Below are 22,653 nucleotides of genomic sequence, written 5' to 3'. Positions count from 1 at the left end.
GAATTGCTTGATTCAGTTGTTAAAGAGCGGTGGGTTGAGCTGTTCGCTGAACCGAGGCGCGCATTCTACAGCAGCGCCAGTTACTGTCAAGTGATTATTTGAGAAGTTTTCAACGCTTTTCGTTCAAAAAACGCTTCAACTTCAACCACTTGCGCTGTCGATCTCTCATCAGCGGGAGGCGAATTCTACAGCGTTACACGCTGCTGTCAACACCTCTTTTACAGCGCTTCCGGGCTTCGATGAACTGAAGACCGCACCGATCTAAATCTACTTAACTCACTGAATAAAAAGGAGTTTTTCGTTTAGACCGCGTCGGAAGTGGGGCGAATTATAGGCCCATGGAATTCGCCGTCAACCCTTATTTTTATTTTCTGTCGAAAGGGTCAGAAAAAAACCAAAAAAGCAGAAGGCCGACCCCAAGGGGCCGGCCTTCTGCCCTCTACTTACAAGCTCGGGAACGCGAACTGCGAAGCTTCATGGCTGGCACGTTGCGGCCAGCGCTGGGTAATAGCTTTGCGCCGGGTGTAGAAACGCACGCCATCCGGGCCATAGGCATGCAGGTCGCCAAACAACGAACGCTTCCAGCCACCGAAGCTGTGATAGGCCACCGGCACCGGCAGCGGCACGTTGACCCCGACCATACCGACTTCGATCTCGTCACAGAACAGGCGCGCCGCTTCACCGTCACGGGTGAAGATGCAGGTGCCGTTACCGTATTCGTGATCGTTGATCAACCGCATGGCGGTTTCCAGGCTATCGACCCGGACGATACACAGCACCGGCCCGAAGATCTCTTCCTTATAGATGCGCATCTGTGTGGTGACGCGGTCGAACAAGGTGCCACCGAGGAAGTACCCACTTTCATGACCGGCAACGCTGTGGCCACGCCCATCCACTACCAGCTCGGCACCGGCGGCCAGGCCGTCGTCGATATAACCGACCACCTTGTCGCGCGCGGCGCCAGTGACGAGAGGCCCCATGTCCAGACCGCACGAAGTACCGGCACCGATCTTCAACGCCTTGATCTGTGGCACCAGCTTGGCCACCAGAGCGTCCGCGACCTGGTCACCTACGCAGACCGCCACGGAGATCGCCATGCAACGCTCGCCGCAGGAGCCGTAGGCAGCCCCCATCAGGGCATTGACGGCATTGTCCAGGTCGGCATCGGGCATCAGCACCGCATGGTTTTTCGCGCCACCCAGCGCCTGGACCCGCTTGCCGCGCCGGGTACCTTCGGCATAGATGTACTCGGCAATCGGCGTCGAACCGACAAAGCTCAGTGCCTTGACTTCCGGCGCCTCGATCAACGCATCCACCGCGGTCTTGTCACCATGCACCACGTTCAGCACGCCCTTGGGCAGACCGGCATCGAGCAGTAACTGGGCAATCAGCAGGGTCGAGCTGGGGTCACGCTCGGACGGTTTGAGGATAAAGCAGTTACCGCAGACAATCGCCAGCGGGTACATCCACAGCGGCACCATGGCCGGAAAGTTGAAGGGGGTAATACCCGCCACCACGCCCAGCGGCTGGAAGTCCGACCAGGCGTCAATGTTCGGGCCGACGTTGCGGCTGTACTCGCCCTTCAGCAACTGCGGGGCGGCGCAAGCGTATTCGACGTTTTCAATCCCACGCTTCAATTCGCCGACAGCATCTTCCAGAGTCTTGCCGTGTTCTTCACTGATCAGCTGGGCGATACGCGCTTCGTTCTGCTCCAACAGTTGCTTGAAGCGAAACATCACCTGGGCACGCTTGGCCGGTGGCGTATTGCGCCAGGTCGGGAACGCCGCCTTGGCTGAGTCGATGGCTTGCTGGATAGTCTCGCGATCCGCCAGCGGTACCTGATGGATGACCTGACCGGTCGACGGGTTGTACACCGCGGCGGTGCGACCATGATCGCTGACCATCTGGCCATCGATCAAATGTTGGATTGCGCTCATTACGGGCTCCTGAACAGAGTTAACGGGAGCGAAGGTTCGCTCCCGCAAAAGCAGCTTTTCTAAAGAGAAGGGTCAGTCGAGCTTATTCAGCACTTCGCCGACCGCATCGAACAAACGATCGAGGTCTTGCGGCCGACTGTTGAAGGTAGGGCCGAACTGCAGGGTGTCGCCGCCGAAGCGCACGTAGAACCCAGCTTTCCACAGTGCCATGCCTGCCTCGAACGGACGCACGATGGCGTCACCGTCGCGGCTGGCGATCTGTATCGCCCCAGCCAAACCATAGTTGCGGATGTCGATGACGTTCTTACCGCCCTTGAGGCCGTGCAGGGCGCTCTCGAAATGCGGCGCAAGTTCAGCCACGCTCTGCACCAGGTTTTCCTTCTGCAGCAGTTCGAGCGACGCCAAGCCCGCCGCACAGGCTACCGGGTGTGCCGAGTAGGTGTAGCCGTGGGGGAATTCCACTGCGTACTCGGGGGTCGGCTGGTTCATGAAGGTCTGGTAGATCTCGCTGCTGGCGATCACCGCGCCCATTGGGATAGCGCCATTGGTGATCTGCTTGGCAATACACATCAGGTCCGGGGTGACGCCGAAGCTGGTGGCACCGAACATCGCGCCGGTACGACCGAAACCGGTGATCACTTCGTCGAATACCAACAGGATATTGTGCTGGTCGCAGATTTCCCGCAGGCGCTTAAGATAGCCCTGTGGCGGTACCAGCACACCTGCGGACCCGGCCAGGGGCTCAACGAACACTGCGGCGATATTCGACGCGTCATGCAGTTCGATCAGCTTGAGCAGTTCGTCGGCCAGGGCGATCCCCCCCTGCTCCGGCATGCCACGGGAGAAGGCATTGCTCGCCAGCAGGGTGTGTGGAAGGTGGTCGACGTCCATCATCGCCTGGCCGAACAGCTTGCGGTTACCGTTGACGCCACCGAGACTGGTGCCGGCGATGTTCACCCCGTGATAACCACGGGCGCGGCCAATCATCTTGGTCTTGGTTGCCTGGCCCTTCAGGCGCCAGTAGGCGCGGACCATCTTCACCGCAGTATCGGCGCACTCGGAACCGGAGTTGGTGAAGAACACATGATTAAGATTGCCCGGCGTCAACGCGGTGATTTTTTCCGCCAGTTGGAACGACAGCGGATGGCCGTACTGGAAGCCCGGCGAATAGTCGAGCGTGCCCAGTTGCCTGGCGACCGCTTCCTGGATTTCCTTGCGGGTATGCCCAGCGCCGCAGGTCCACAAGCCCGACAGCGAGTCATAAACCTTGCGGCCCTTGTCATCGATCAGCCAACTGCCTTCGGCCGCGACGATCAGGCGCGGATCGCGCTGGAAGTTACGGTTGGCGGTGTAGGGCATCCAATGGGCGTCGAGCTTGAGCTGGCTGGCCAGGGACGACGGAGCGTTTTCAGGCATGTTCATGGGCGAAACCTCGCAAGGCATTAAGCAGCGTGGGTGTTAAAAGCGATGTTGCGACTAAATTGCCACAGCGATAAAGTCGCTGAAATACAACATTTCTAATCTTTAGTTAACAGATGACTAAACTATGAGCAGCAGCCGCCCCGATCCCCTGGCGCAAGTCAGCGACTTCGATATCCGTCTATTGCGGATCTTTCGCGGCGTCGTGGAATGCGGTGGTTTTTCCGCGGCGGAAACCGTGCTCGGCATCGGTCGCTCGGCCATCAGCCAGCAGATGAGCGACTTGGAACAACGTCTCGGCCTGCGCCTGTGTCAACGTGGCCGCGCCGGTTTCTCCCTGACCGAAGAAGGGCGCGAGGTCTATCACTCGGCCTTGCAGCTATTGGGTGCGCTGGAGAGTTTCCGCACCGAGGTCAACGGCCTGCACCAGCACCTGCGTGGCGAACTGACCATTGGCCTGACCGACAACCTGGTCACCCTGCCCCACATGCGCATCACCCATGCTCTGGCACAGTTAAAGGAGCGCGGGCCGGACGTGCAAATCCAGATCCGCATGATCGCTCCCAACGAGGTCGAACAAGGTGTGCTCGACGGTCGCCTGCATGTTGGTGTCGTGCCCCAGGCCAGCGCCCTGTCGGGACTGGAATACCAGCCCTTGTACAGCGAGCGTTCGCTGCTGTACTGCGCGGTGGGCCATCCGCTGTTTTATGTCGATGACCGCCAATTGGACGACACGCGCCTCAACAATCTGGATGCGATTGCCCCCACCTTCCGTCTGCCCGCCGACATCCAGGCGCATTACCAAGCTCTCAATTGCACGGCCAGCGCGTCCGACCGTGAAGGCATGGCCTTTCTCATCCTGACCGGTCGCTATATCGGTTACCTACCGGATCATTACGCCAGTCTCTGGGTACAGCAGGGCCGGCTGCGCGCACTGAAGGCCGGCAGCCGTTTCTATGATCTGAGCCTGGCATCGGTCACACGCAAGGGTAGGCGCCCCCATTTGGTGTTGGAAAGCTTCTTGGAAAGTCTGGCCGCGACGCGCTGAGGCGCCGAACACGAAGCTACCTTGCCCCAGCGCCCTGCCGCCCTCTATATGCCGATTGTCACTGACAACTGACGCAAATCCCGCCCTCGAAAGCGACAGAATGACGCGTCATTCTGGCTTTTATGGCGCTAAGGCTTGTCTGATTCCTGTGGGTAAGTTATCTGTGACAAGCCGCAACCACCGATCAGCCCGGAAGCGCCTATGACCGTTGAAGTCCCCGTCCATGTCGCAAAACCCGCCAGCCGCATCCGGCGGAGAAACGAAGAGGCAATCATCAAGGCCGCCGAAGACGAGTTCGCCCGTCATGGTTTCAAAGGCACCAGCATGAACACCATCGCGCAGCATGTCGGGCTGCCCAAGGCTAATCTGCATTACTACTTCACCAACAAACTGGGGCTGTACATCGCGGTGCTGAGCAACATCCTCGAATTGTGGGATAGCACCTTTAATCACCTCACTGCCGAGGACGACCCAGCCGAGGCCCTGGCGCACTATATCAGCGCCAAGATGGAATTCTCTCGCCGCTACCCCCAGGCTTCGCGAATCTTCGCCATGGAAATCATCAGCGGAGGAGAATGCCTGAGCGACTATTTTAATCAGGACTACCTCACCTGGTTCCAGGGACGGACCGAAGTCTTTCAAGCCTGGATCGACGCCGGTAAAATGGATCCGGTGGACCCGGTACACCTGATCTTCCTACTCTGGGGCAGCACCCAGCATTACGCCGACTTCGCGACCCAGATCTGCCGCGTCACTGGCCGCACACGCCTGACCAGGCAGGACATGGAAGACGCCAGCCACAACCTGATTCGCATCATTCTCAAGGGCTGCGGCCTAACACCGCCACTCTGACCTCACACTCAAAGCCGATTCCCTATGTCGTTTACCCTTGCCGGCTTTTGCGAATATCGCGAAGAAATTCGCAAAAGCCGCTTTATCACCCTCGCCGCGCCGATCACCAACGTCGCCCAAGCCCAGGCCTTTATCGAGCAACGCAGCGACCTGGATGCCAGCCATAATTGCTGGGCCTGGAAGCTCGCCGATCATTACCGCAGCAGCGACGATGGTGAGCCCGGCGGCACTGCGGGCCGACCGATCCTCGCGGCCATCGAGGCCCAGAACTGCGACCAGGTGGTGGTACTGGTCATTCGCTGGTACGGCGGCATCCAACTGGGCACCGGTGGCCTGGCCCGCGCCTATGGCGGCGGCGCCAACAAGTGCCTGCAGAATGCCAGCCGCATCGAGCTGATCAGCCGGCTGCCGCTAAGCTGTGCCTGCGACTTCAGTGAGCTGACACGGGTCAAGATGCGGGTCGCCGAAGCCGGTGGCCTGATTGTCGAGGAGCACTTCACCGCCAACGGGGTGGAACTGCAACTTGCCCTCGGCGAAAGTCATATACACCCTCTGCAACGACAATTGTCCGACCTCAGTCGCGGGCGCATCCTCTTGCAGCGACAAGCCGTGCCCGTGTTGTCCACAGGCACCGAACGCGAATGACCAACAAACGCTGGCTTTTGCCCACAATGACTGTGCACCCGACTGTGGATAACCTGAGCACATTCGCCTGTAACCCTTATGTAACGTGGCTTTGCGAGCACTGATCAATTTTCGCTCAATTGTTCTGTGGAGCCGTCGAAACTTTCTGAAAACAATGGCTTAGCCGGATTTATCGCGTTTGGGCATAGCCGCCCGGTGGTTATAGCCAAGTTCCTCGCTTGCGCACAAATACTGTGGAGCAACCTGTGGATAACCCGTGCAAGGGTGGCGCGGTTGTCGATCTGGCCGAGCCTGAGGATGTTTGGTTATTTTTTAACCAATGAAAACTTCCCGACGGAGTGACAACCGCAGCGGTAACGATCAGTTCCTACAGGCGCTGACCCGAATCAATCGACGGCAGTGTGCGTGGCTCGCAACCACGAATTCAGACAACGCGCACAAAGCCTGGGGTATGCTCCCACCTCAGGCTCTCAGAGAGCCCGGCGCCCGCGCTTCGGTCTCGGCGAGATCAACGATAGCCTCGCCGCGCTGTGGAGTACTCCCGACCCAGGAGCAGGCTGAAACTGCTCGAAGCGCCTATTGCTGAACTCGGCGAACGGCATCAGGCGTTGCAGCATTGCCCGCAACGGAGTTGTCCTCTGAGATGCCCGTTTTCACTTCACAAGGAATTTTCTTATGAGCGATAAGAACGCATTGATCATCGGCGCCTCCCGGGGACTCGGTCTCGGTTTGGTGCAATTGTTGTTGGCCGACGGCTGGAACGTCACTGCCACCGTGCGCGATGTACACAAGGCCGATGCATTGAAAGCCGCCGGCCCGGTGCGGATCGAAAGCCTGGAACTGGATGATCAGAAGGCCGCCACCGCCCTCGCCCACCGCCTGGAAGGCCAGGTATTCGATCTATTGTTCGTCAATGCCGGGGTCAAGGGCCCGGTCGACCAGACACCCGCCAGTGCCTCGCTGACGGAGATCGGCCAGCTGTTCCTGACCAACGCCATCGCCCCGGTTGCCCTCGCGCAGCGCTTCGTCGGCCAGATCCGTCCCGGCACCGGGGTGATTGCCTTCATGAGTTCGGGCTTGGGCAGCGTGACCACGCCCGATGCCCCAGAGCTGGCGTTCTACAAGGCGAGCAAAGCCGCGCTGAACTCCATGACCAATACCTTCCTGAGCGAAATCGAGGCGCCGACCTTCACCGTCTTGTCGATGCATCCGGGCTGGGTGAAAACCGATATGGGCGGGGAAGAGGCGCAGGTCGAGATCGCCACCAGCACCCGTGGCCTGATCGACCAGGTGAATGCCTATGCAGGCCGAGGCGGTCACCACTTCATTAACTACAAGGGCGAAACCATTCCCTGGTAAGACCCACGCGTTATCCCAGGATCAGCGAACACGGCAACACTGAGCAGGCACACCTGGACCCACACTTCAGAGGAGCCGGCGCCTGCCCGTGAACACGTTAGTGGATCCGTGCCCGATCCGACCTGGGCATCGATGGTGAACCCGCCACGGTTGCCCAGGCTCATGGTCCCTGTCCGGGAGCCATGAGCCGCTTTGACAGATTTTAGCAAACACTTCGGCGCTCAATTGTAGAATGCCGGTCATCGCACCTGCTGAGAAAAACCTATGTACGACTGGCTCAACGCCCTGCCCAAGGCGGAACTGCACCTGCACCTTGAAGGCTCGCTGGAGCCCGAATTGCTGTTCGCCCTGGCCGAGCGCAACAAGATCGCCTTGCCCTGGACCGACGTCGACACCCTGCGCCAGGCCTACGCCTTCAACAATCTGCAAGAATTTCTCGACCTGTATTACCAGGGTGCCAATGTGCTGCGCACATCCCAGGACTTCTATGACTTGACCTGGGCCTACCTGCTGCGCTGCAAGGCTCAGAACGTCATCCACACCGAGCCCTTCTTTGACCCGCAGACTCACACCGATCGGGGTATTCCCTTCGAAGTGGTGCTTAACGGCATCGCGGCGGCTCTGAAGGACGGTGAGCAGCAACTGGGCATCAGCAGCGGGCTGATTCTCAGTTTCCTGCGTCACCTGAGCGAAGACGACGCGCAGAAAACCCTCGACCAGGCACTGCCGTTTCGCGATGCGTTTGTCGCAGTCGGGCTGGATAGTTCGGAAATGGGTCATCCGCCGAGCAAATTTCAGCGAGTCTTCGAGCGGGCACGCAACGAAGGTTTCCTGACCGTCGCCCATGCTGGCGAAGAAGGCCCACCGCAATACATCTGGGAAGCCATCGACCTGCTGAAGATTCAGCGAATCGACCATGGCGTGCGGGCCATCGAAGATGAGCGGCTGATGCAGCGGATCATCGACGAACAGATTCCATTAACCGTCTGCCCGTTGTCGAACACCAAACTGCGTGTATTCAATCATATGTCCCAACACACTATCCTCGACATGCTCGAACGTGGGGTGAGGGTGACGGTGAACTCCGATGACCCGGCTTACTTCGGCGGTTACATCACCGAAAACTTCCACGCCTTACACACCCACCTGGGCATGACCCAAGACCAGGCTCGGCGCCTGGCGCAGAACAGCCTGGAGGCGCGACTGATCAAACCCTAGTGGGGTTCGGCCTTGGGTTTCCATATGGGATACTCCTCGATTCGAATGCTCGATCAAGTGTGCGGTATCACCGGAGGGGTTTATTTTTGGTTGCGATCTATTCGCATCCCTGTCGCAGGCGACCGCAACCGAGACTTCAGCCGGCCAGTTCGAGTTCGACGATGGGGGTGAACTTGTCGATCTGTCGCTCTCCAGCCGCAGAAACCCGCAACGCCCTGGACTCCTCCATGGGCACCAACCAGCCCGATTGCAGAAACAGCTGCAACAACCCCGCACCGAGCACACCACCCAGGTGCGGGCGCCGCTCACGTACATCGTGACAAACACAGACCGTCTCGCGGCGGCCATGCGCCAACGCCTGGATATAGAGCCCACGCTCGGCAAAACGCTGGGCGCCAGCGCTGGTGACGCGAATCCGTTGCTCGTCTTGTTCAATCCAGCCCGCCGCCAGCAATCGTTGATACAACTCGCAGGCCAGTTCCCCGCCCAGGTGATCGTGACACAGACGGGCACGCTTGAGCGCCTGCGCATCCGGCGCCTGCAGCTTGATCGAGTGCTGCACCGCCAGCGGCGCGCTCGCCAGGGAAGCGCTCGCCAGCGCCTCGACGGCCGTGGCGATCTCTGGCGCGGCCAGGCGGAAGAAACGTTTGCGGCCACGAGCCTCGAGCCGCAACAACCCTCCGGCACTCAAGCGAGCCAGGTGGGCGCTGGCGGATGAAAGGGACAAACCGGCCAGCAAGGCCAATTCATCGGCAGCCCGTGCGCTGCCATCGAGCAACGCCCACATCATCGCACTACGCTTGGGATCTGCAAGCAACGCGGCTATCTGACTGATGCAAGGTGCATATTCCATGTCTTCACTCCCTGTTGAAACATTGATCGACCGCATGAAGCCATATTGGGAAATCCCGGCATTCAAACCAAGGCGCAAAAGTGCCAAAACCTGGAGATTTTTCTCGTTTCGGCAAGTAACTCCGGCGAACGTAACAAAATACGTTTCAAGCGGAAAACATTGGATCCAATAAATCAAGCCTAAACCACAATAGGATCGATGCCGACTTTTATTCCTGCACCGGTTGTAACAAACCGCACACCGACCAGCCGGCACTTATGCGGGGCCAGGTGCATCAGGGTGGGAGCGGGCGTCAAGACCACCAAAAGCTGTGTGGGCTCGCCCACTCTCACAACGGCACGCCGCGAAGACCAGGCCGCAAGGCCGCATCGGCACTCTCGCAGGTCATTGAGGACCTACAAAAACAAACGGAAACACCGTCAGTCAGATCCTTGACCCAGGTCATCTCAGCGAACGTATTCAGGTTTACAATGGCCGCCTTGCCAACCAAAGGAAGTCAGCCATGAAGATCCTTGTAAAAGAGTTAGCAAAGTCCCACGGCAGCCAGTGGCAGGTCCAGCTCGATCAGCATGCGGTCATTTTCCGTAGCGAAAGTGAAGCACGCGCCTTTGTCAGCACGCTGCAGGCACGCCTGTATGCCCCTTATTCCTTTCCCAAGCAACAAAGGCAAACCGTCGGTTGACCCGCACACTATCGAGTGGCCTCCGTGACCAGTTTCGTGAGCCAATTTCGGCGCCACAAGCGCCGACCTGCGTAGCCGTTGCTCGCCTTAGCGGGCCATGACTCGTCACAACGCCTTGACCATTTTGAGTTAACCGCACAAGTTACTAGCTGCGTGCGACTCGGGCGTTCTCCAGACGACGAGTCCCCATGGCAACCACCACCGTCAGCACCCCGCACAGGCCGATCACCAACGCCATCGGCGTAGCGCTGCCGTCATGCAACAGTCCGACCAGCGACGCCGCGCCCGCCGCGACACTGAATTGCAGGCAACCGAACATCGCCGAGGCGCTGCCGGCCCGCGCGCCTTGGCCACGCATGGCACAGGCCGCCGCATTGGGCATAATGCAACCCAAGCTAGAAATGCAGATAAACAGCGGAATCAGCACCGGCCAGAGTTGCGCGGTGTGCAAGGTGCTGATGCCCAGCAGCGCAAGTCCCGCCGCCAGATAGACCCAGACCGCACGTACCAGCAGAAAGGCCGGGCCATGCTTGCCCAGCCAGCGCGCGTTGACCTGCGCCACCAGGATAAACCCCGCCGCGTTGCTGCCGAACAGCCAACCGTAGTGCTCGGCGGGAACCCCATACAACTGGATGAAGAGGAAAGGCGAACCGGCGATGTAGGCAAACATCCCGGCAATGGCGATCCCACCCGTCACGGCATGGCCGAAGAACACCCGATCCGACACCAGGCTGACGTACTGCTGGAGCGCCCTCGACAGCGCTGGGCGCGATTGGTTGGCCGGTAAGCTTTCCGGCAGGCCGAGGGCCACGGCGACGGCGGACAACGCACTGAATAACGTCAGCACGATAAAGATCGACTGCCAGCCATAGAGATTGACCAGTACACCACCGAACATTGGCGCCAGGATCGGCGCCAGGCCGGTCACCAGCATCAACTGCGAAAAAACCTTGGCCGAACCGACAGCGTCGCACTTGTCGCTGATCACCGCACGGGGAATCACGGCCCCGGCGCACCCCCCCAGCGCTTGCAGGAAACGCGCAGCGATCAGCCATTCCAGACTCGATGCGAAGGCACAGGCCAGCGACGCCACGCTGAACAGCAAGACGCCTCCCAGCAATGGCCTGCGCCTACCGAAGCGATCCGCCAATGGACCATAAGCCAGTTGCCCGATAGACAGTCCGAGGAAGTACACCGCCAGCGTCAGTTGGATATGCTTTTCGTCGGTGTCGAGGGCGATGGCCATCGACGGGAAACCCGGCAGGTAGAAGTCGATAGCCAGGGGAGCGAAGGCGCTCAGGGCACCGAGAATCAGGATTATTCGTAAGTTCATCAGGCATCCGGTGGCAGTGCGCGCAGCCGCCTAGTCTAGCTGCACGAGGATGCCTTGAACATTCCGACAGGTCGCTCAATAAATAACTGACCGTCTCTCGGCAAGGTCAGCTTGCCAGCTTCACCTCGTAACCTTCGGCGCTGATCACGTCGATAACTTCGTCAACCGATAGGCTGCTCTGCACGCCAACTTCCTTCGCGCCGAGGTCCACCCGCACGCTGGCAGCCGGATCCTTGGCTCGCACGGCCTGAACAATAGCCTTGACGCAGTGATCGCACGACATGCCCTGGACATTGAAGATTTGCATGACACTTCTCCTGTATTGAGGTCGGCAGCAGTCTCAAGCTTGCCATGATAGCAAGGTCAAGTTCCTCGTGAAGCTGCCGGGCTGGCATTTCGCTCGCCCCTACGCCAAGCTTGGTCATCGACGATTCAACCGCAGGAGACTCTGCCATGCGCAGGTCAGTTTTCAGTCTGTTCGGCCTTCTCAGCCTTTTCGGTGCGACACCCTTTGCCTGCGCTGCCGGAGAAAACTACGGGGTACTGATTATCTCCCGTGAACGTTTGGAGGTCTCGACCTCCTGCGAAATAGGCGTTTACCTGCACGATCAGTTGTCGGCTCGGTTGTTCCAGGAACGGGCGACCTCATTCAACTTGCCGCCCGGAAACATCTCCGTGCGCTTGAAGACCTTGCCGAGCCAGGTTCCAGGCTGCGCCGCAAGCATGCTCGCGACATCGGAGCAATTGATCAGGCTCCGTGGCGGTGAGGTGCGCAAGTTTGCCATCGTCGACGAGCCGAATGGCTTGCGCCTCAAGCCAGTACCGCTGGGTTATCAATAAGCCGGGTTAAAAAAGAGAGGCTTGACCTTACCAGGGTGGCAAGGTTGATCCTGTGGGCAATTTCTCTAGGAGTAGCGCCCATGCTCGAATCTACCTTCCTCGACCTGCCGATCGTCGGCATGACCTGTGCGTCCTGTGCTGGCCGTGTCGAGCGGGCACTAAGCAAGGTCGTCGGGGTACGTAGCGTCAGCGTCAACCTGGCCAATGAACGAGCCCACCTCCAATTGCTTGGCCAGGTCGACCCTGCGCTGCTGATCGCCGCCGTCAGCGCGGCAGGTTATTCCACCCCCCTGTCCCAGCAGGGCGAAGCCACCACGGCGCAAACGCCACAGCGGCGCCTGAGCGGCGAACGCCGGTCGCTACTGCTGGCAATTGCCCTGGCACTGCCGTTGGTCTTGCCGATGCTCGCCCAGCCATTCGGTTACGACTGGATGCTGCCGGCCTGGCTGCAGTTCGCCTTGGCGACACCGGTGCAGTTCATCTTCGGCGCACGCTTTTATCGCGCCGCATGGAAAGCGCTCCGAGCCGGCGCCGCGAATATGGACCTGCTGGTTGCCCTCGGCACCAGCGCCGGCTATGGCTTGAGCCTTTACCAATGGGCCAGCGCCGGCCACGCTCATATACCCCACCTGTATTTCGAAGCCTCGGCGGTGGTGATCGCCCTGGTGCTATTGGGCAAATACCTCGAAAGCCGTGCCAAGCGCCACACCGCCAGCGCCATCCTGGCCCTGGAAGCTTTGCGTCCGGAACGGGCGATCCGGGTGATCGATGGACGAGAGCAGCACATCGCTATCAGCGCCCTGCGACTCGACGACCTGGTGTTGGTCAAGCCCGGTCAGCGCTTTCCCGTGGACGGTGAAGTAATCGAGGGACAGAGCCATGCCGACGAAGCGCTGATCAACGGCGAAAGCCTGCCGGTGCCCAAACAGCCGGGGGACAAAGTCATCGGCGGCGCCATCAACGGTGAAGGCCGGTTGCTGATCAAGACCCAGGCACTGGGGACGCAAACCGTGCTCGCACGAATCATCCGCCTGGTGGAAGACGCCCAGGCCAGCAAGGCACCGATCCAGAAACTGGTGGATAAAGTCAGCCAGGTATTCGTACCGTGCATACTGCTACTGGCACTGGCGACGCTGGTCGGCTGGTGGCTGCACGGCGCCCCCCTGGAGACAGCGCTGATCAATGCCGTGACGGTGCTGGTGATCGCTTGCCCTTGTGCTTTGGGCCTGGCCACTCCAACCGCGATCATGGCCGGGACCGGCGTTGCGGCACGTCACGGTATTCTGATCAAGGATGCCCAGGCGCTTGAGCGCGCCCATGAAGTCAGCGCCGTGGTCTTCGACAAGACCGGTACGCTGACCGCCGGCACCCCGCAGATTACTCATTTAAGCGCAGTGGACGGTGACGAAGCCCTTGCCCTGCAGCTGGCCGCAGCGCTTCAGCGCGGCAGCGAACACCCGCTGGCCAAGGCGGTGCTCGATGCCTGCGCAGAGCGTGACCTGATTGTTGCAGATATCCGCAACAGCCGCTCATTGCCCGGACGTGGCATCGCCGGCGAATTCGGTGGTCGGGCCCTGGCCCTGGGCAACCGGCGCCTGCTGGAGGAAAGCGGCCTGGCAATCGCCCCCCTGGAGGAAATGGCAAGCGCCTGGGAAGCCGAGGGCAACACCCTGTCCTGGCTGATCGAACAGCGACCGCTGTCGCGAGTGCTCGCCTTGTTTGCCTTCGGTGACACACTCAAGTCCGGTGCCCGGCAAGCGATCACGCAGTTGCATGCACGGCAGATCAGCAGCCACCTGCTGACCGGCGACAATCCTGGCAGCGCCCGGGTGGTGGCCGAGGCCCTGGGCATCGGCGATGTTCGCGCCCAAGTGTTGCCGGCAGACAAGGCCGCCATTGTCAGCGAACTGAAGAAGAGCGGTGTCGTGGCCATGGTCGGCGACGGCATCAACGACGCCCCGGCCCTGGCCGCCGCGGATATCGGCATTGCCATGGGCGGCGGCACCGATGTCGCCATGCACGCCGCCAGCATTACCTTGATGCGGGGCGATCCACGGCTGGTACCGGCAGCGCTGGAAATCAGCCGCAAGACCTATGCGAAGATCCGGCAAAACCTGTTCTGGGCGTTTGTCTATAACCTGATCGGTATCCCGCTAGCCGCCTTCGGCCTGCTCAATCCGGTGCTGGCGGGAGCGGCCATGGCCCTTTCCAGCGTCAGCGTGGTCAGCAATGCCTTGCTGCTCAAGACCTGGAAACCCAAAGACTTCGACTGAAGGAGACGTCATGAACATCGGCCAAGCAGCCCGCCAGAGTGGCCTGAGCGCCAAAATGATTCGTTATTACGAGTCCATCGGCCTACTTAAGGCAGCCACGCGCACGGACAGTGGCTATCGCCTGTACGGGGCGGACGAGTTGCACACCCTGGCATTTATCAAACGCTCGCGGGACTTGGGATTTTCCCTGGAGGAAGTCGGCAGGTTGCTGACGCTCTGGCAGGACCGGCAACGCGCCAGCGCCGATGTAAAGGCCCTGGCCCGGCAACATGTCGACGAGTTGAACCACAAGATCGGCGAGCTTATCGGGTTGCGCGATACCCTGCTGGACTTGGTACAACATTGCCAAGGCGATCAGCGCCCGGACTGCCCGATCCTCAGGGATCTGGCATCGGGGAGCCGTTGCGCGAAAGCCTGAGCCGCCACACTCCGCCTGCGTGGCGGCGCTCGTCTATGCGGATCAGTGCTGCATCCAGGGTGGCGGTGGCTCTTCGGCAATTTTACCCGGTGGGGCCTCGTCGGCCGAACGGATTGCCTGGCGGCGCTGCTCGTCGAAGCGCGCCGCTTCGATCTCGCGCAACACACCACCGACATCCGCCAATTCTTCCGGCTCCTCGAACTCGCCGCTCAGAACACTAGCCGGATGCAAGGTACCGGCCTGGTACAGCGCCCACATTTCCTTGGCATAGCGAGTGCGCTTGAGCTCCGGGGCAAACCGACCGAAATAGGAGGCCATGTTGCCGACATCCCGCTCGAGCATGCTGAAGGCGTGGTTGTTGCCCGCCGCATCCACCGCCTGGGGCAGGTCGATGATCACCGGGCCATCCGGCGTCAGCAACACATTGAACTCCGACAGGTCACCGTGCACCAGACCGGTACACAGCATCAACACGATCTGCGAAATCAGGAACGCGTGATACTCGCGCGCCTGGTCCGGTTCCAGCACGACGTCGTTGAGGCGCGGCGCGGCATCGCCATACTCGTCCGCCACCAGTTCCATCAACAGCACGCCTTCGAGGAAATCGAACGGCTTGGGCACTCGCACACCGGCACTGGCCAGACGGAACAGAGCGGCCACCTCGGCGTTCTGCCAGGCATCCTCGGTTTCCTTGCGACCGAACTTGGAGCCCTTCGCCATCGCCCGAGCCTGACGACTATTACGCACCTTGCGGCCTTCTTGATACTCGGCCGCCTGACGAAAACTTCGTTTATTCGCCTCCTTGTAGACCTTGGCGCAACGCAGCTCGTTGCCACAGCGCACTACGTAAACAGCTGCTTCTTTGCCACTCATGAGTGGGCGCAGCACCTCGTCGACCAGACCGTCCTCGATCAGGGGTTCAATGCGTTTTGGAGTCTTCATCAGCTTTAATTGTGGGTCCTTTATTGCCAAACACGCGAATGTCACTTGTTATACGGCCATCCTCTCACAGCAGGAAGGAAGATGCCGACCTCGAATGTTCTCCAAAGCACTCAATGTGCCAGATTAGCGCAGCAAATCCATGAGCCCAAAAGATAATAGCTGACACTCGCCAGACCATTAACAGGAGAGTACCCGGTCATTTCCGACAATTTCCAGCCGTTAAATACTCAGCAAAAAACAGGAATTTTTGCCAGACAATCTCAATTTTTCCTGTCTGGGACGAAGCCTAGTGGCCTGTACAGTGAGTTCGTTAGCTCAAGTTCGGATGCCAGAAGTTCATGGCCAAGACGCTGTGACGAGTCATAGCCCAGCTATGGCGAGGAACAGCAACGCCGGCCTGGGACTTCTGGCGCCGAAATTGACTCATAGAACTCACCACACAGGCCGCTAGGAGACTCAGGTAGCGCCATGACGACGCGCAACGGCTGACAGCGCAGTACAGCGCACGGAACGCTCTGATGAAACGCTTCGAAACCCGCGCCTAGCGGAACAACTCTCCCGGTGTATAACCGAACAGGCCCTTGAAAGCCGCGATATACGCTGAGGTGGAGTCATAGCCGCAGGACAGCGCCGCATGGGTCACGCTGTCGCCTTTCTCCAGAGCATTGAGCGACGACAGCAGGCGCATACGTTGGCGCCAGCCGCGAAAGCTCAGTCCGGTCTCGCGCTGGAACAGCCGCATCAGGGTTTTCTCGGACATACCCAGGCGCACCGCCCATTCGCTCAGGGTCACGCCCTGCTCCGGGCTTTCGATTAAGTGGTTACACAATTCCAGTAGGCGAGGATGACGTGGCAACGGCAGCGAAAAACCGACCTCCGGCAGACTCGCCAACTGGTCCAGCAACACCTGGACCAACCGCGACTGCGCACTGCCCTCCTGTGGGTAATCCGCCGGCAGCAGGCAGAAGCTCTTGATCAGCTCCCGCGCCAGCGGTGTCACCTCCAGCACCCGGCAGCGCTGCGCCGCCCACGAGCAATCTTCGCGCCGCACATACAGGCTGCGCATTTGCGCCTGCATCGAAGTTACCACCTCGTGCTCCAGACCGGCGGGAATCCACACGCCCCACTGCGGCGGGGCAAAGAAACTGCCTTCGCAGGTATGTACCCCGAGCACACCGCTGATGGCATAGGAAAACTGCACCCAATCATGGCGATGCCGCGGCGTCCAGGAGCCAGCATTGAGGCTCTCGGAGCGGGCGTAAAGCGGGCGCGGCAGGGTCGACAGCACGGGAATCTGTCTTTCGAGCCCACGTTGTCCGTTAATCGGCATAGATCAACCTTGTGTCGCAAGATGGCTGGCGGCTGCGACCTTAGGCCAAGACCGTCGGTCTGACAATGCCTGGGGAAACCTGTGTGCGGTCCTGGTCAGAGTTGGCCCCCGCGAAGGGAGTGGCGATCCTGCGATCAGATCGCCTCGATGCGCGATCAACGCTCGATAATCGCCGTCACCCCCTGACCGCCAGCGGCACAGATCGAAATCAACCCACGCCCCTGCCCCGCCGTGTCGAGCAATTTCGCCAGGCTCGCGACGATCCGCCCACCCGTCGCGGCAAACGGGTGCCCGGCCGCCAGGGAGCCGCCCTTGACGTTGAGCTTAGCGCGCTCGATCGAGCCCAACGGCGCGTCGAGCCCCAGGCGAGTCTCGCAGTACTGCGGGTCTTCCCAGGCCTTCAGAGTACACAGGACCTGGGCGGCGAAGGCTTCGTGGATCTCGTAGTAGTCGAAGTCTTGCAGCGTCAGCTTGTTGCGCGCCAGCAAACGCGGCACCGCATAGGCCGGCGCCATGAGCAAGCCTTCAGCGCCCTTGACGAAATCAACCGCCGCGGCTTCGCCATCGCGCAGATAGGCCAGAATCGGCAGCCCCCGCTCCCGAGCCCATTGCTCACTGCCCAAAAGCACCAGTGAGGCACCGTCGGTCAGCGGGGTGGAGTTGCCCGCCGTCAGCGTGCCCTTGGCGCTACGTTCGAACACCGGCTTGAGCGCGGCGAGCTTCTCCAGGGTCAGGTCCGCACGCAGGTTGTTGTCACGGGTCAAACCGAGAAATGGCGTAAGTAGGTCGTCGTACCAGCCCTCGGCGTAGGCGGCCGCCATCTTCTGGTGGCTTTCCAGGGCCAGTTGATCCTGCTCGCCACGGGGGATGTTCCAAGTCTTGGCCATCAACTCGCAATGCTGCCCCATGGACAGCCCGGTACGTGGCTCGCCGTTGCGCGGTAGTTGCGGTTTCAGGTGATGCGGGCGCAATTGCAGCAGCGTCTTGAACTTCTCGCCCATGCTTTTGCTGCGATTGATTTGCAACAAAATCTGTCGAAGCCCTTCACTGACGCCGATCGGGGCGTCGGACGTGGTATCGACGCCACCGGCAATACCGCACTCGATCTGTCCCAGGGCAATCTTGTTCGCCACCAACAGTGTGGCTTCCAACCCGGTGCCGCAGGCCTGCTGGATGTCATAGGCCGGGGTCTGCGGCGATAGCCGCGAGCCCAGCACGCATTCGCGGGTCAGGTTGAAATCCCGCGAATGCTTGAGCACCGCCCCCGCGACCACTTCCCCAAGCCGCAGGCCATGCAGGTTGAAACGTTCGATCAGGCCCTCCAGCGCCGCCGTCAACATCGCTTGGTTGCTCGCGGTGGCATAAGGGCCATTGGAGCGGGCAAACGGGAGGCGATTGCCCCCGATAATGGCAACACGGCGCAACGTATTCATAAAAAACTCCCTATTATTTGAGTGACATTGCCGTTAAAAGCGTAGGTCTTTTCCTGCAAAACGAACCACTATCGATCCTTTGCGGTCAACCTTTGAACCCCTGCTGCCGGAGAGCGTTCCATGTCTGACCGTTATATCGACTTCGCCAACTCGACAATCGGTCAACGTCTGGTAGGTGCCCTCGGCCTGCCGACACCGACACGCCTGGAACGCTGGCAGGCCGGACGCCTACGGCCGATCGAAGGCGCCTTGCTGCTGGGCGGCGGACCGCTGGCAGCAAAAGTCGGCGCATTTGCCCTGAAGCTGACCGATGCCGTCTACAGCTACGACAGCGAGGTGCCGGGATGTACCGCCTGGATTCCCGGCCACGGACCGAAACTCAAGGCCCTGGTATTCGACGCCAGCGCTATTGTGCAGACCGAGCAGCTCAAGCAGTTGCGTGAATTCTTCCAGCCGTTGCTCAGAAACCTGGAGTCCTGCGCTCATGGGGTGATACTTGGCCGCGCTCCGAGTAGCCTGCGCGATCCTTTCGCCGCCAGTGCGCAACGCGCCCTGGAAGGCTTCGGCCGTTCGCTGGCCAAAGAGTTACGCCACGGCGCCACCCTACAGGTGTTGCGGATCGACGAGGATGCCGAAGATCAGCTCGAAGGCGCACTGCGCTTCTTTCTTTCGCCGAAAAGTGCCTACGTCAGCGGCCAGGTGCTGCACCTCTCGGCCTGCGCCAGCCAGGTCCAGGACTGGAGCCGGCCCCTGGCCGGGCGCCGGGCGCTAGTCACCGGCGCGGCGCGAGGCATCGGCGCGGCGATTGCCGAGACCCTGGCGCGCGACGGTGCCGAGCTCATCCTGCTGGATGTGCCGTCTGCCCAGGCCGATCTCGAAGCCCTCGCCGCCCGGCTCGGCGCGCACGGCATTGCCCTGGATATCTGTGTCGAAGACGCCGCTGCGCAACTGGTCGAACAACTGCCCCATGGCCTCGATATTCTCGTCCACAACGCCGGTATCACCCGCGACAAGACCCTGGCGAACATGACACCGGAGTTCTGGGATGCGGTGCTGGCCGTCAACCTCAATGCCCCACAGGTGCTGACCCGCGCCCTGCTCGACAGCGGTACCCTACACGATGATGGCCGGGTGATCCTGCTGGCCTCCATCAGTGGCATCGCCGGCAATCGCGGCCAGACCAACTATGCCGCGAGCAAGGCCGGGCTGATCGGCCTCGCTCAGGCTTGGGCGCCGCTATTGCGCGAGCGCGGTATCAGTATCAACGCCGTGGCCCCTGGGTTTATCGAGACCCAGATGACCGCGCATATCCCCTTCCTCTTGCGCGAAGCCGGACGACGCATGAGCTCTCTGGGCCAGGGCGGCTTGCCTCAGGATGTCGCCGAGGCGGTGGCCTGGCTGGCCCAACCGGGTTCGGGAGCGCTTAGCGGTCAGGCCTTGAGGGTCTGCGGACAAAGTGTATTGGGGGCCTGAACATGCAAGTGAATTGGCAGTACCTGACCATTGCCCCCGCGTTGCCGGGGTTGTATATCCGCGCCGCACGGCGGCGCAAGATCACCGGCACGCAGTTGCCCGCCGAGGGCCTGTGCTGCTGGGTCACTGTCGACACTAAGCGCCTGGCGGCCTACCGCAAGGTGTGTGGTTTTGCCGATACCGGCCTGATGCCCGCAACCTACCCCCATGTGCTGGCGTTTCCCCTGCAGTTGCAACTGCTCACCGCCAAGGGCTTTCCGTTCCCCCTGATGGGTCTGGTCCACCTGAACAACCGTATCCGCATCCTGCGCCCACTGGGTGGCGTCACCAGCCTGCGGGTCGGCGTCCAGGTGCGCAACCTGCAGCCCCACGCCAAGGGCGCGACGTTCGACCTGCTGACCCAGATCGACGACGCACTGGGGCCGTTGTGGGAAGCCGAAAGTCGCATGCTCTGCCGAGGGGTCGAGCTGGCGGGCGAACCGCCCGAGCAAACCGAGTGGCAACCTGGAGAGCTGGCGCAACTGACCCGCTGGCAATGCCCCGCCGATATCGGCCGCCAATACGCCAGGGTCTCCGGCGACTACAACCCGATCCACCTGAGCGCCCTCAGTGCCCGGCTGTTCGGTTTCCCCCAGGCCATCGCCCATGGCCTGTGGAACAAAGCACGCACGCTGGCGGCCCTGGGCAATCACCTGCCGGCGGCGAATATCGAAATCGACGTGACCTTCCGCAAACCGGTGCGCCTACCCAGCGAAGTCGACTTGTGGGCCAGTGCGCCAGGCTCGAACGGCGCGTTCAAATTATCCGGCGCCGAGAGGTTGGAACATCTGAGCGGTATTTGGCAACCCATTGCCTGACAGACCATCCATCGGAACTAGTGGCCTGTGGGGTTAGTTCTATTCACCGTACAGGCCACTAGAACATTATTGATGATGACGGGAGCAACGTTAAGGGTTTGATCCTAACATCCATCGGCAGCAGCGTTGTCAACGACGGTCAGATCTTCACGTTCTCACGAATATTCCAGCCATACTTGATGACCCCACCATCCTTGCCACCATCGGCTTTCTGCGCCTGGTAGCTGACTTCGACCTTGGCGAAGTTCAGCGCTATATCCTCATGCAAAATATCCTCACCCTGATTACCATGGGTTCCATAGGACGCCACCATCACTTCTTTGAGGGTAATCACCAGGTATTCCACCGGGCTGGTGCCGCCGGCCTTGCGCACGGTGAGCGTCGCTTCGGGAAAGTGCTTGCCACTGGAGCACGCCGCCATCAGATTGGGGGATGACTTGTCCATGGATTTACTGAAGGACAAGTTGTTGATACTGACCTTGCCGGAACCGCCACCGCTGCCCGTGTGCATGGAGCCGGACTGGTTCATGCCCCATTGAATCGATTGGATTTCGATCTCGTCCCGGTGTTGCTGGTCTTTGGACTCACCTTTGATATCGCCCAGCTTCAAAAACATATCGGTTGCCATACACACTCCGTGTCGTTGATCCACGCCGAACTGGCGTTGGCAGGTACTGTCTTCGCAGGGGGCTGTCTGGATCAAGGCGCGGAACAGCGAAAGGGAATGTGCCCACCTCATTAACTCGCAAGTCCTACATTTTCCGCTGATTGGACTGCTTATGCTCCCAGACCGTCATAACAGGTCAGGGAATGATGGGATGATTTCCGAACTATTGAAAAGCGGTGTTCCCGGGGCGCACAGCAACGCTCGGCAGCGCGTAGAGGGCAAGGTCGATCTGCCACGCCTATTTCGCGCTATCGATGCGGACCCGGCGATAGCGGGCGCTGGCGTGGTGTATATCGAAAGCGATTTCACGGTAGTAACGTTGCGCGAGTTCCAGGTGATTTGCAGCATTGTGCCGAAAAAGGTGATATTGCGTGAGGTGCCCAGGTACATGGCGCCGTTGGAGTTTGCGCGGGCGCTGGAGACGCAGCCACGGGAATCACGACTGGTTGCAGAGGCGGTGAGCGCGGGCTTGGCTTGTACTAGCGCCATCTTGGGATGGGTTGTTGTACTGAGTGGAACTGTACTTGTTCCGTTCAGCGGAGGAGCGAGCTTAATCGTCTCGAAAATTGGGCTAGGTGTTGCGGTAGCGAGTTTCGCGCAGTGTGCCGTGGGCATGGTCAGGGTCCATAACGAAGTCACAGATCCTGTTTTGAACGATGAGATGGATCGAGAGGACTGGTATCGATACATGATGCCCGTTCTGGATGCTGTTTCGTTGTTTGGCGCAGGCACCTCGGCAACTGCAACTTTCAAGTTATTGCACGCTCGAAAAGTTGCAACTGGTAGAAGTTGGTATGACCTTTCGAAAGGGCTTTCACGGCAACAGCAAAAATCATTGACCCGCGAATTATTGCCCATTCGGCATCCCAGTCTGACTGCAAAGCAACTGAAACTTGAACAACATCTTGGAAAACTTCCAAAACGCTATACCAGTGACCAAATTCAGCATGTGACGCTTACGCAGATACAAGATGCTCTTGGCGCTTCCATAAGCCTGGCAGGTAGCGCTTACTCTGGAAACATAAACACCATTGCAATGGGGGTACTTTATGAGGAGTATAATTCTTTTTGATT

The 22,653-nt window shown here is 60.1% G+C and carries 21 protein-coding genes; 12 read left to right on the top strand and 9 right to left on the bottom strand.

All coding sequences use genetic code 11. The features are described from left to right. Positions 1-443: 443 nt before the first annotated feature. Together BMX68_RS11210 and aptA are read right to left on the bottom strand one after the other, a co-directional pair. Positions 444-1,937 carry a CoA-acylating methylmalonate-semialdehyde dehydrogenase gene (locus tag BMX68_RS11210; RefSeq protein WP_017130241.1) on the bottom strand — a complete coding sequence of 498 codons (1,494 nt, stop codon included), beginning with the start codon at positions 1,935-1,937 and terminating at the stop codon, positions 444-446. A gap of 72 nt (positions 1,938-2,009) precedes the next feature. Beyond that, positions 2,010-3,359 carry an omega-aminotransferase AptA gene (gene aptA / locus BMX68_RS11205; RefSeq protein ID WP_017130242.1) on the bottom strand — a complete coding sequence of 450 codons (1,350 nt, stop codon included), beginning with the start codon at positions 3,357-3,359 and terminating at the stop codon, positions 2,010-2,012. Positions 3,360-3,483: 124 nt separating this feature from the next. On the opposite strand from aptA, the gene BMX68_RS11200 reads away from it, so the two are divergent. The 5 genes from BMX68_RS11200 to BMX68_RS11180 all read left to right on the top strand — a co-directional run bounded on the left by BMX68_RS11200 (position 3,484) and on the right by BMX68_RS11180 (position 8,478). Next, positions 3,484-4,404: a LysR family transcriptional regulator gene (locus BMX68_RS11200; RefSeq protein WP_017130243.1), complete on the top strand. Its 921-nt coding sequence runs from the start codon at positions 3,484-3,486 to the stop codon at positions 4,402-4,404. A gap of 201 nt (positions 4,405-4,605) precedes the next feature. Beyond that, complete coding sequence (locus tag BMX68_RS11195; RefSeq protein ID WP_017130244.1) at positions 4,606-5,256, top strand: TetR/AcrR family transcriptional regulator; 651 nt, start codon at positions 4,606-4,608, stop codon at positions 5,254-5,256. 24 nt (positions 5,257-5,280) lie between these two features. Then, positions 5,281-5,901 carry an IMPACT family protein gene (locus BMX68_RS11190; protein ID WP_017130245.1) on the top strand — a complete coding sequence of 207 codons (621 nt, stop codon included), beginning with the start codon at positions 5,281-5,283 and terminating at the stop codon, positions 5,899-5,901. A 675-nt stretch (positions 5,902-6,576) separates the two neighbouring features. Then, positions 6,577-7,260, top strand: coding sequence for an SDR family oxidoreductase (locus BMX68_RS11185; RefSeq protein WP_017130246.1), 684 nt, complete (start codon positions 6,577-6,579; stop codon positions 7,258-7,260). Between the two features lie 264 nt (positions 7,261-7,524). Continuing rightward, positions 7,525-8,478 (top strand): adenosine deaminase, encoded by a 954-nt coding sequence (locus tag BMX68_RS11180; protein WP_017130247.1) that lies wholly within the window; start codon positions 7,525-7,527, stop codon positions 8,476-8,478. A 136-nt stretch (positions 8,479-8,614) separates the two neighbouring features. On the opposite strand, the gene BMX68_RS11175 is transcribed toward BMX68_RS11180, so the two are convergent. Beyond that, on the bottom strand, positions 8,615-9,331 hold the full coding sequence (locus tag BMX68_RS11175; RefSeq protein WP_017130248.1) for an ArsR/SmtB family transcription factor: 717 nt from the start codon (positions 9,329-9,331) through the stop codon (positions 8,615-8,617). Positions 9,332-9,833: 502 nt separating this feature from the next. Between BMX68_RS11175 and BMX68_RS11170 the strand changes: the two genes are divergently transcribed. After that, positions 9,834-10,013, top strand: a complete 180-nt coding sequence (locus BMX68_RS11170) for a hypothetical protein (RefSeq protein ID WP_060783541.1) — start codon at positions 9,834-9,836, stop codon at positions 10,011-10,013. Between the two features lie 145 nt (positions 10,014-10,158). Here the strand turns inward: BMX68_RS11170 and BMX68_RS11165 are convergent, their stop codons facing one another. Further along, on the bottom strand, positions 10,159-11,346 hold the full coding sequence (locus BMX68_RS11165) for a multidrug effflux MFS transporter (protein ID WP_017130249.1): 1,188 nt from the start codon (positions 11,344-11,346) through the stop codon (positions 10,159-10,161). A gap of 106 nt (positions 11,347-11,452) precedes the next feature. After that, positions 11,453-11,653: a heavy-metal-associated domain-containing protein gene (locus BMX68_RS11160; protein ID WP_017130250.1), complete on the bottom strand. Its 201-nt coding sequence runs from the start codon at positions 11,651-11,653 to the stop codon at positions 11,453-11,455. A gap of 146 nt (positions 11,654-11,799) precedes the next feature. On the opposite strand from BMX68_RS11160, the gene BMX68_RS11155 reads away from it, so the two are divergent. The 3 genes from BMX68_RS11155 to cueR all read left to right on the top strand — a co-directional run bounded on the left by BMX68_RS11155 (position 11,800) and on the right by cueR (position 14,877). Beyond that, positions 11,800-12,186 (top strand): hypothetical protein, encoded by a 387-nt coding sequence (locus tag BMX68_RS11155; RefSeq protein WP_017130251.1) that lies wholly within the window; start codon positions 11,800-11,802, stop codon positions 12,184-12,186. Positions 12,187-12,266: 80 nt separating this feature from the next. Next, on the top strand, positions 12,267-14,459 hold the full coding sequence (locus BMX68_RS11150) for a heavy metal translocating P-type ATPase (protein ID WP_017130252.1): 2,193 nt from the start codon (positions 12,267-12,269) through the stop codon (positions 14,457-14,459). Between the two features lie 10 nt (positions 14,460-14,469). Then, complete coding sequence (gene cueR / locus BMX68_RS11145) at positions 14,470-14,877, top strand: Cu(I)-responsive transcriptional regulator (RefSeq protein WP_017130253.1); 408 nt, start codon at positions 14,470-14,472, stop codon at positions 14,875-14,877. Between the two features lie 42 nt (positions 14,878-14,919). On the opposite strand, the gene BMX68_RS11140 is transcribed toward cueR, so the two are convergent. From BMX68_RS11140 to BMX68_RS11130, 3 genes are all read right to left on the bottom strand, one after another. Further along, on the bottom strand, positions 14,920-15,819 hold the full coding sequence (locus BMX68_RS11140) for a PA4780 family RIO1-like protein kinase (protein WP_017130254.1): 900 nt from the start codon (positions 15,817-15,819) through the stop codon (positions 14,920-14,922). Positions 15,820-16,360: 541 nt separating this feature from the next. Beyond that, entirely contained in the window at positions 16,361-17,149 is a 789-nt protein-coding gene (locus BMX68_RS11135) for an AraC family transcriptional regulator (RefSeq protein ID WP_017130255.1), read from the bottom strand. A gap of 155 nt (positions 17,150-17,304) precedes the next feature. After that, the gene (locus BMX68_RS11130; RefSeq protein ID WP_017130256.1) at positions 17,305-18,582 is read right to left on the bottom strand and encodes an acetyl-CoA C-acetyltransferase; all 1,278 of its coding nucleotides are present in this window, start codon (positions 18,580-18,582) and stop codon (positions 17,305-17,307) included. 120 nt (positions 18,583-18,702) lie between these two features. Here BMX68_RS11130 and BMX68_RS11125 point away from each other — a divergent pair, with 120 nt between their 5' ends. After that, a complete protein-coding gene (locus tag BMX68_RS11125; protein ID WP_017130257.1) occupies positions 18,703-20,055 on the top strand; it encodes a 3-oxoacyl-ACP reductase in 1,353 nt (450 codons plus the stop codon). 2 nt (positions 20,056-20,057) lie between these two features. After that, the gene (locus BMX68_RS11120; RefSeq protein ID WP_017130258.1) at positions 20,058-20,912 is read left to right on the top strand and encodes a MaoC family dehydratase; all 855 of its coding nucleotides are present in this window, start codon (positions 20,058-20,060) and stop codon (positions 20,910-20,912) included. 139 nt (positions 20,913-21,051) lie between these two features. Here BMX68_RS11120 and BMX68_RS11115 read toward each other — a convergent pair whose 3' ends face one another. Next, a complete protein-coding gene (locus tag BMX68_RS11115) occupies positions 21,052-21,540 on the bottom strand; it encodes an Hcp family type VI secretion system effector (protein ID WP_074862168.1) in 489 nt (162 codons plus the stop codon). A 190-nt stretch (positions 21,541-21,730) separates the two neighbouring features. On the opposite strand from BMX68_RS11115, the gene ssp4 reads away from it, so the two are divergent. Then, positions 21,731-22,651 (top strand): Ssp4 family T6SS effector, encoded by a 921-nt coding sequence (gene ssp4, locus BMX68_RS11110; RefSeq protein WP_074862165.1) that lies wholly within the window; start codon positions 21,731-21,733, stop codon positions 22,649-22,651. Positions 22,652-22,653 lie beyond the last annotated feature (2 nt).

This window comes from Pseudomonas agarici (genome assembly GCF_900109755.1).
GTDB classification, from domain to species: Bacteria; Pseudomonadota; Gammaproteobacteria; order Pseudomonadales; family Pseudomonadaceae; genus Aquipseudomonas; species Aquipseudomonas agarici.
Note: the sequence above shows the minus strand (reverse complement) of the source record. Positions and strands in the feature narration are given on the sequence as shown.

Bases quoted from the DNA above. Each gene is read 5' to 3' on its own strand.
- BMX68_RS11175 (WP_017130248.1), bottom strand. From the start codon at position 9,331: ATGGAATATGCACCTTGCATCAGTCAGATAGCCGCGTTGCTTGCAGAT.
- BMX68_RS11170 (WP_060783541.1), top strand. From the start codon at position 9,834: ATGAAGATCCTTGTAAAAGAGTTAGCAAAGTCCCACGGCAGCCAGTGG.
- cueR (WP_017130253.1), top strand. From the start codon at position 14,470: ATGAACATCGGCCAAGCAGCCCGCCAGAGTGGCCTGAGCGCCAAAATG.
- BMX68_RS11195 (WP_017130244.1), top strand. From the start codon at position 4,606: ATGACCGTTGAAGTCCCCGTCCATGTCGCAAAACCCGCCAGCCGCATC.
- BMX68_RS11160 (WP_017130250.1), bottom strand. From the start codon at position 11,653: ATGCAAATCTTCAATGTCCAGGGCATGTCGTGCGATCACTGCGTCAAG.
- BMX68_RS11200 (WP_017130243.1), top strand. From the start codon at position 3,484: ATGAGCAGCAGCCGCCCCGATCCCCTGGCGCAAGTCAGCGACTTCGAT.
- BMX68_RS11125 (WP_017130257.1), top strand. From the start codon at position 18,703: ATGTCTGACCGTTATATCGACTTCGCCAACTCGACAATCGGTCAACGT.
- BMX68_RS11120 (WP_017130258.1), top strand. From the start codon at position 20,058: ATGCAAGTGAATTGGCAGTACCTGACCATTGCCCCCGCGTTGCCGGGG.
- BMX68_RS11130 (WP_017130256.1), bottom strand. From the start codon at position 18,582: ATGAATACGTTGCGCCGTGTTGCCATTATCGGGGGCAATCGCCTCCCG.
- BMX68_RS11210 (WP_017130241.1), bottom strand. From the start codon at position 1,937: ATGAGCGCAATCCAACATTTGATCGATGGCCAGATGGTCAGCGATCAT.
- aptA (WP_017130242.1), bottom strand. From the start codon at position 3,359: ATGAACATGCCTGAAAACGCTCCGTCGTCCCTGGCCAGCCAGCTCAAG.
- BMX68_RS11150 (WP_017130252.1), top strand. From the start codon at position 12,267: ATGCTCGAATCTACCTTCCTCGACCTGCCGATCGTCGGCATGACCTGT.
- BMX68_RS11115 (WP_074862168.1), bottom strand. From the start codon at position 21,540: ATGGCAACCGATATGTTTTTGAAGCTGGGCGATATCAAAGGTGAGTCC.
- BMX68_RS11135 (WP_017130255.1), bottom strand. From the start codon at position 17,149: ATGCCGATTAACGGACAACGTGGGCTCGAAAGACAGATTCCCGTGCTG.
- BMX68_RS11190 (WP_017130245.1), top strand. From the start codon at position 5,281: ATGTCGTTTACCCTTGCCGGCTTTTGCGAATATCGCGAAGAAATTCGC.
- BMX68_RS11155 (WP_017130251.1), top strand. From the start codon at position 11,800: ATGCGCAGGTCAGTTTTCAGTCTGTTCGGCCTTCTCAGCCTTTTCGGT.
- BMX68_RS11185 (WP_017130246.1), top strand. From the start codon at position 6,577: ATGAGCGATAAGAACGCATTGATCATCGGCGCCTCCCGGGGACTCGGT.
- ssp4 (WP_074862165.1), top strand. From the start codon at position 21,731: ATGATTTCCGAACTATTGAAAAGCGGTGTTCCCGGGGCGCACAGCAAC.
- BMX68_RS11165 (WP_017130249.1), bottom strand. From the start codon at position 11,346: ATGAACTTACGAATAATCCTGATTCTCGGTGCCCTGAGCGCCTTCGCT.
- BMX68_RS11180 (WP_017130247.1), top strand. From the start codon at position 7,525: ATGTACGACTGGCTCAACGCCCTGCCCAAGGCGGAACTGCACCTGCAC.
- BMX68_RS11140 (WP_017130254.1), bottom strand. From the start codon at position 15,819: ATGAAGACTCCAAAACGCATTGAACCCCTGATCGAGGACGGTCTGGTC.